This is a genomic window from Streptacidiphilus anmyonensis (assembly GCF_000787855.1).
GTDB classification, from domain to species: domain Bacteria; phylum Actinomycetota; class Actinomycetes; order Streptomycetales; family Streptomycetaceae; genus Streptacidiphilus; species Streptacidiphilus anmyonensis.
Genome location: NZ_BBPQ01000004.1, coordinates 128,627 through 135,774 on the forward strand (window position 1 = coordinate 128,627; position 7,148 = coordinate 135,774).

Genomic DNA, 7,148 nt, shown 5'->3' on the forward strand with positions numbered 1-7,148 from the left:
AGTTATCCACAACCTGCGAAGGAAGCTGTGCACGTCGCGCATCTGTCGCTGGCCGACTTCCGCTGTTACGCCCGGGCCGAGGTTCCCCTCGACCCGGGCGTCACCGCGTTCACCGGTCCCAACGGCCAGGGCAAGACCAACCTGGTCGAGGCCGTCGGCTACCTGGCGACCCTGGGCAGCCACCGGGTGGCGGGTGACGCTCCGCTGGTGCGGCTGGGTGCCCAGCGGGCGATCGTGCGGGGCCTGGTGGTGCGGGACGAGCGGCAGACGCTGATCGAGCTGGAGCTGAACCCGGGCCGGGCGAACCGGGCGCGGATCAACCGCAGCGACAACGTGCGGCCGCGTGACGTGCTGGGGCTGCTGCGGACGGTGCTGTTCGCGCCGGAGGACCTGGCGCTGGTCAAGGGCGATCCTGGTGAGCGCCGGCGGTTCCTGGACGAGCTGCTGACGTTGCGTGCGCCGCGGCTGGCGGGGGTGCGGCAGGACTACGAGCGGGTGCTGAAGCAGCGCAACGCGCTGCTGAAGTCGGCGGCGCAGGCGCGGAGGTCCTCGCGGGGGATGGACCTGTCCACGCTGGACGTGTGGGACGACCATCTGGCGCGGGCGGGCGCGGAGCTGCTGGCGTACCGGCTGGATCTGGTGGCGGCCCTGCAGCCGCTGGTGGCCCGGGCGTACGAGGAGCTGGCGCCGGGCGGCGGGGGGACGGTGTTGGAGTACCGCTCCTCGATGGGCGAGGGGGTGCCGCTGTCGGGGGGCCGCGAGGCCCTGTACGCGGCGCTCATGGCCGCGCTGGGCGCGGCGCGCAAGCAGGAGCTGGAGCGGGGCCTGACGCTGGTGGGCCCGCACCGCGACGAGCTCGGGTTGCGGCTGGGGGAGCTGCCGGCCAAGGGCTACGCCTCGCACGGCGAGTGCTGGTCGTACGCGCTGGCGCTGCGGCTGGCCTCCTACGACCTGCTGCGTTCGGACGGCGGCGAGCCGGTGCTGATCCTGGACGACGTCTTCGCGGAGCTGGATTCCCGCCGCCGCGAGCGCCTGGCGGAGCGGGTCGTCACGGGCGAACAGGTCCTGGTCACGGCGGCGGTCCCGGAGGACGTTCCGGAGGCGCTGAAGGGTGCCCGTTATGCGGTGCTGGACGGCGAGGTCACGCGGGTGTGAGGCGCGTACTCTGGAGGCTTGTCCCCAGCCTGTGAGAAGTGAGGCGCCGCGTGTCCGAGGAGACTCCTGAGCTCAGTGGCGTCGATCTCGCCCGGGTGGCGCTGCGGGCGGCGAAGGAGCAGGCGAGGTTGCGCGGGGAGGCGACCGCGCAGAAGAAGCAGGCGAGAAGGACGGGGCTTCGGTCGGGGGCCCGTGCGGACGGGCGGGATCCGCAGCCGTTGGGGAGTGCGATCAGCCGGTTGATCGCGGAGCGGGGCTGGGAGGCGCCGGCCGCGGTCGGCGGGGTGATGGGGCGGTGGCCGGAGATCGTGGGGCGGGACATCGCCGCGCACTGTGAGCCGGAGCACTTCGACGAGGACGAGCGGGTGCTCGCGGTCCGCTGCAGCTCCACCGCCTGGGCGACTCAACTCCGTTTGATGGCACCGCAGTTGCTCCGGACGCTGAACGGCGGGCTGGGCGAGGGGACGGTGCGTTTCATCAAGGTCCAGGGCCCCGCCACGGGGCCGGCCCGCTATCGCGGCAGGCTGCGCGCGCCGGGCAGCAAGGGGCCGGGCGACACCTGGGGTTGACCCGCGGACGGGACGGAGCCGAGAAACGGGCGTCTAAGCGCTCTGCGCCCCCCTCGTTGGTGTGGGGACATGTCGGGCGCGTGTTGACGTCCGGCACGGGCCGTTCAGAGGGCGGCAAAGCCCCGTCTCTGTCAGTCGTACCGGTAGACTGGAAGCCAAACACCGCCGCGAGCGGAGACGCTCGCGGTGGAGAGTCGTAACGCCGTGGCCGCCTCCGGCCCGCCCACATGGGCCGGGACGGCCCGCGCTGTGCCAGAGAGGGCGTTTCGTGGCCGAGTCCGGCAACCCCAACCAGTCCCCAGACGAGAACGGCAAGAACGAGAAGTCGTACGACGCCAGTGCCATCCAGGTGCTGGAGGGGCTCGAGGCCGTCCGCAAGCGCCCGGGTATGTACATCGGCTCCACCGGTGAGCGCGGCCTGCACCACCTCGTCTACGAGATCGTCGACAACTCCGTCGACGAGGCCCTCGCCGGCCACGCCGACACGATCGACGTGACGATCCTGCCCGACGGCGCGGTGCGCGTCGTCGACAACGGCCGTGGCATCCCGGTCGGCGTGGAGAAGACGACCGGCAAGCCGGCCGTCGAGGTGGTGCTGACCGTGCTGCACGCCGGCGGCAAGTTCGGCGGCGGCGGCTACGCCGTCTCCGGCGGTCTGCACGGCGTGGGCATCTCGGTCGTGAACGCGCTGTCCAACCGCCTGGCGGTCGAGGTCAGGACCGACGGCTACCGCTGGACGCAGGAGTACAAGAGCGGCGTGCCGGTGGCCGAGCTGGCGCGTCACGAGGAGACCTCGGAGACGGGCACCACGGTCACCTTCTGGGCGGACCCGGAGATCTTCGAGACCACCGAGTACTCCTTCGACACCCTCTCCCGTCGCTTCCAGGAGATGGCGTTCCTCAACAAGGGCGTGACCATCACGCTCACCGACGAGCGCCCGGACCACACGGACGACGAGGGCAAGCCGAACGCGGTCCGCTACTTCTACGAGGGCGGCATCTCCGACTTCGTGCGGTACCTCAACTCCCGCAAGGGTGAGGTGATCCACCCGACGGTCATCGACTTCGAGGCGGAGGACACGGAGAAGAAGATCTCCGTGGAGATCGCGATGCAGTGGAACACCTCGTACAACGAGGGCGTCTACTCGTTCGCGAACATCATCCACACCCACGAGGGCGGCACCCACGAGGAGGGCTTCAGGGCCGCGCTGACGAGCCTGGTCAACCGGTACGCGCGCGACAAGAAGCTGCTGCGCGAGAAGGACGACAACCTCACCGGCGAGGACATCCGCGAGGGTCTGACCGCGATCATCAGCCTGAAGCTGAGCGAGCCGCAGTTCGAGGGCCAGACCAAGACCAAGCTGGGCAACACGGAGGCGAAGACCTTCGTGCAGAAGGTCGTCTACGAGCACCTCAACGACTGGCTGGACCGCAACCCGAACGAGGCCGCGGACATCATCCGCAAGGCGATCACGGCCGCCACGGCCCGTGTCGCGGCCCGCAAGGTGCGCGACCTGACCCGCCGCAAGGGTCTGCTGGAGTCGGCGTCGCTGCCGGGCAAGCTGTCGGACTGCCAGTCGAAGGACCCGACCGAGTGCGAGATCTTCATCGTCGAGGGCGACTCCGCCGGCGGCTCGGCCAAGCAGGGCCGTGACCCGCGGGTGCAGGCGATCCTGCCGATCCGAGGCAAGATCCTCAACGTCGAGAAGGCGCGCATCGACAAGGTGCTGCAGAACACCGAGGTGCAGGCGCTGATCTCGGCCTTCGGCACGGGCGTCCACGACGACTTCGACCTGTCGAAGCTGCGCTATCACAAGATCGTGCTGATGGCCGACGCCGACGTCGACGGCCAGCACATCTCCACGCTGCTGCTGACGCTGCTCTTCCGCTTCATGCGTCCGCTGATCGAGGGCGGCCACGTCTACCTGGCCCGCCCGCCGCTGTACAAGATCAAGTGGGGTCGGGACGACATCGAGTACGTCTACTCCGACCGCGAGAAGGAAGCCGCGCTCGAGGCGGGCCGCCAGGCCGGCCGCAAGCTGCCCAAGGACGACGCGATCCAGCGCTTCAAGGGTCTGGGCGAGATGAACGCCGAGGAGCTGCGGGTCACCACCATGGACCGGGACGTGCGCCTGCTGTCCCAGGTCACCCTGGAGGACGCCGCCCGCGCCGACGACCTGTTCTCGATCCTGATGGGTGAGGACGTCGAGGCCCGCCGCTCCTTCATCCAGCGCAATGCCAAGGACGTCCGCTTCCTCGACGTCTGATCCCCACCGGCAGCCGAAGCGTTCCGCAGCGAAAGGAAACTGACCACCCGTGGTCGACGACAACCGCCCCGAAGGCGAGCAGCCGGAGGACATCCCGGCCGAGGAGAACGGCGGGGGCACCCGGATCGAGCAGGTCGAGCTCGAGACGGAGATGCAGCGCTCCTACCTCGACTACGCGATGAGCGTCATCGTCTCTCGCGCCCTGCCCGAGGTCCGCGACGGCCTCAAGCCCGTGCACCGCCGCGTGCTGTACGCGATGTACGACGGGGGCTACCGGCCCGAGAAGGGCTACTACAAGTGCGCCCGCGTCGTCGGCGACGTCATGGGCAACTACCACCCGCACGGCGACACCTCGATCTACGACACCCTGGTGCGTCTCGCCCAGCCGTGGTCGATGCGGATGCCGCTGGTGGACGGCAACGGCAACTTCGGCTCGCCGGGCAACGACCCGGCCGCCGCCATGCGGTACACCGAGTGCCGCATGATGCCGCTGGCCATGGAGATGATGCGGGACATCGACGAGGAGACCGTCGACTTCTCGCCCAACTACGACGGCCGCTCCCAGGAGCCGAACGTCCTGCCGGCCCGGATCCCGAACCTGCTGGTCAACGGCGCCACCGGGATCGCGGTCGGCATGGCGACCAACATCCCGCCGCACAACCTGCGCGAGGTCGCCTCGGGCGCGCTGTGGTACCTGGCCAACCCGGAGGCCTCCAACGAGGAGCTGCTCGAGGCCCTGATCGAGCGGATCAAGGGCCCGGACTTCCCGACCGGCGCGCTGATCGTGGGCCGCCGCGGCATCGAGGAGGCCTACCGCACCGGCCGCGGCTCGATCACGATGCGCGCGGTGGTGGAGGTCGAGGAGATCCACGGCCGCCAGTGCCTGGTGATCACCGAGCTGCCGTTCCAGGTCAACCCGGACAACCTGGCGCTGAAGGTCGCGGACCTGGTCAAGGACGCGCGCATCGGCGGCATCGCCGACGTCCGCGACGAGTCCTCGTCCCGCACCGGCACCCGTCTGGTGATCGTGCTCAAGCGCGACGCGGTCGCCAAGGTCGTGCTGAACAACCTGTACAAGCACACCGACCTGCAGACGAACTTCGGCGCGAACATGCTGGCCCTGGTCGACGGGGTGCCCCGCACGCTGTCGCTGGACGCCTTCATCCGGCACTGGGTCAACCACCAGATCGACGTCATCGTCCGCCGCACCCGGTTCCGGCTGCGCAAGGCCGAGGAGCGCGCGCACATCCTGCGCGGTCTGCTGAAGGCCCTGGACGCCATCGACGAGGTCATCGCGACGATCCGCCGCTCGGACACGGTCGAGGTCGCCCGCACCGGCCTGATGTCGCTGCTGACCATCGACGAGATCCAGGCCAACGCGATCCTGGAGATGCAGCTGCGCCGCCTGGCCGCCCTGGAGCGCCAGAAGATCACGGCCGAGTACGACGAGCTGATGGCCAAGATCCGCGAGTACAACGCGATCCTGGACTCGCCGGCCAAGCAGCGGGAGATCATCTCCGACGAGCTCACCGCGATCGTCGACAAGTACGGCGACGACCGGCGTTCGACGCTGATCCCCTACGAGGGCGACATGTCCGTCGAGGACCTGATCGCCGAAGAGGACATCGTCGTCACCATCACCCGCGGCGGCTACGTCAAGCGCACCCGCTCCGACCTGTACCGCTCGCAGAAGCGCGGCGGGAAGGGCGTGCGCGGCGCGCAGCTGAAGCAGGACGACATCGTCGACCACTTCTTCGTGACGACCACGCACAACTGGATCCTGTTCTTCACCAACAAGGGCCGGGTGTACCGGGCCAAGGGCTACGAGCTGCCCGACGCCGGGCGCGACGCCCGCGGCCAGCACGTGGCCAACCTGCTGGCCTTCCAGCCGGACGAGCAGATCGCGCAGGTCATGGCGGTCCGCACCTACGAGGCCGCCCCGTACCTGATCCTGGCGACCCGCTCGGGCCTGGTGAAGAAGACCTCGCTGAAGGACTACGACTCGCCGCGTTCCGGCGGTCTGATCGCGATCAACCTGCGTCAGGACGAGCACGGCAACGACGACGAGCTGATCGGCGCCGAGCTGGTCTCCGCCGACGACGACCTGCTGCTGATCTCGAAGAAGGCGCAGGCGATCCGCTTCACCGCCACCGACGAGGCGCTGCGGCCGATGGGCCGCGCCACCTCGGGTGTGAAGGGCATGAGTTTCCGCGAGGACGACGAACTGCTCTCGATGTCGGTGATCCGCCCGGGTACGTTCGTGTTCACCGCCACCGACGGCGGCTACGCCAAGCGCACCAGGGTGGAGGAGTACCGCGTCCAGGGCCGTGGCGGCCTGGGCATCAAGGCGGCCAAGATCGTCGAGGACCGCGGGTCGCTCGTCGGCGCCCTGGTGGTCGAGGAGACCGACGAGATCCTGGCGATCACGCTCTCCGGCGGAGTGATCCGTACGCGGGTCGCGGGGGTCCGTGAAACCGGGCGTGACACGATGGGCGTCCAACTGATCAACCTGAGCAAGAAGGACGCGGTCGTCGGCATCGCGCGCAACGCCGAAGGCGCTGCCGAGGACGAGGCGGACGAGGCCGAGGACGGCGTCGTCGACGGCGTCGCGGACGTCGCCGAGGGCACCGAGGTCGGCGCCGACGGCGGGGCCACGGAGCCGTCGGCCGAGTAGCCGCTGCCGCTTCCGCTTCTGGCACGGGCCCCGGTGCACATCACCGGGGCCCGTGCCAGGATGCTGGCAGCCGGCTGCCTGCGCCTTGAACGATCAGGCGAACGAGCGTTGAGTACGAGGCGTGACGACACACCGGGGCCGAGGGCCCCGGCGCGGAATGCGGGAGGACCAGGGTGACTAACCCCACGGGAGCGGCGGGAGCCGCGGGGCGGGCGCAGAACGCCCCCGGTGCGGCCGGCGGTGCCGGCGGCGGACGGGACGCGGGCTCGACGTCGGTGATGCCCGCGGTGGGCGCCGGGTCCGACGCAGGCCAGCAGGCCCCGCGTCGTCGCCAGGGCGGCCCCAACGGTGAGCAGGCCCAGGCCCGCGCGGCCGCCGAGGCGAAGGCGGCGGCGCAGACCGGCGCACCGACGGGCACCACCGGCCCGGCCGGCGGTCCCCCGCCCAAGGACGGCTACTCGACGCCGACCACGTACTCCAAGGG

The 7,148-nt window shown here is 70.2% G+C and carries 4 protein-coding genes and 1 pseudogene; all 5 read left to right on the forward strand.

Features of this window, described 5'->3' with window-relative positions; genetic code table 11:
* The first annotated feature begins 27 nt into the window (after positions 1–27).
* Positions 28–1,155, forward strand: coding sequence for a DNA replication/repair protein RecF (gene recF / locus TR50_RS06820; RefSeq protein ID WP_042415919.1), 1,128 nt, complete (start codon positions 28–30; stop codon positions 1,153–1,155).
* A 50-nt stretch (positions 1,156–1,205) separates the two neighbouring features.
* Positions 1,206–1,724, forward strand: a complete 519-nt coding sequence (locus TR50_RS06825) for a DciA family protein (protein WP_236654300.1) — start codon at positions 1,206–1,208, stop codon at positions 1,722–1,724.
* Positions 1,725–1,992: 268 nt separating this feature from the next.
* A complete protein-coding gene (gene gyrB, locus TR50_RS06830) occupies positions 1,993–3,990 on the forward strand; it encodes a DNA topoisomerase (ATP-hydrolyzing) subunit B (protein ID WP_042415935.1) in 1,998 nt (665 codons plus the stop codon).
* A gap of 49 nt (positions 3,991–4,039) precedes the next feature.
* Positions 4,040–6,664, forward strand: a complete 2,625-nt coding sequence (gene gyrA, locus TR50_RS06835; protein ID WP_042415938.1) for a DNA gyrase subunit A — start codon at positions 4,040–4,042, stop codon at positions 6,662–6,664.
* 173 nt (positions 6,665–6,837) lie between these two features.
* A pseudogene (locus tag TR50_RS46565) lies at positions 6,838–7,148 on the forward strand (hypothetical protein); the annotation flags it as partial.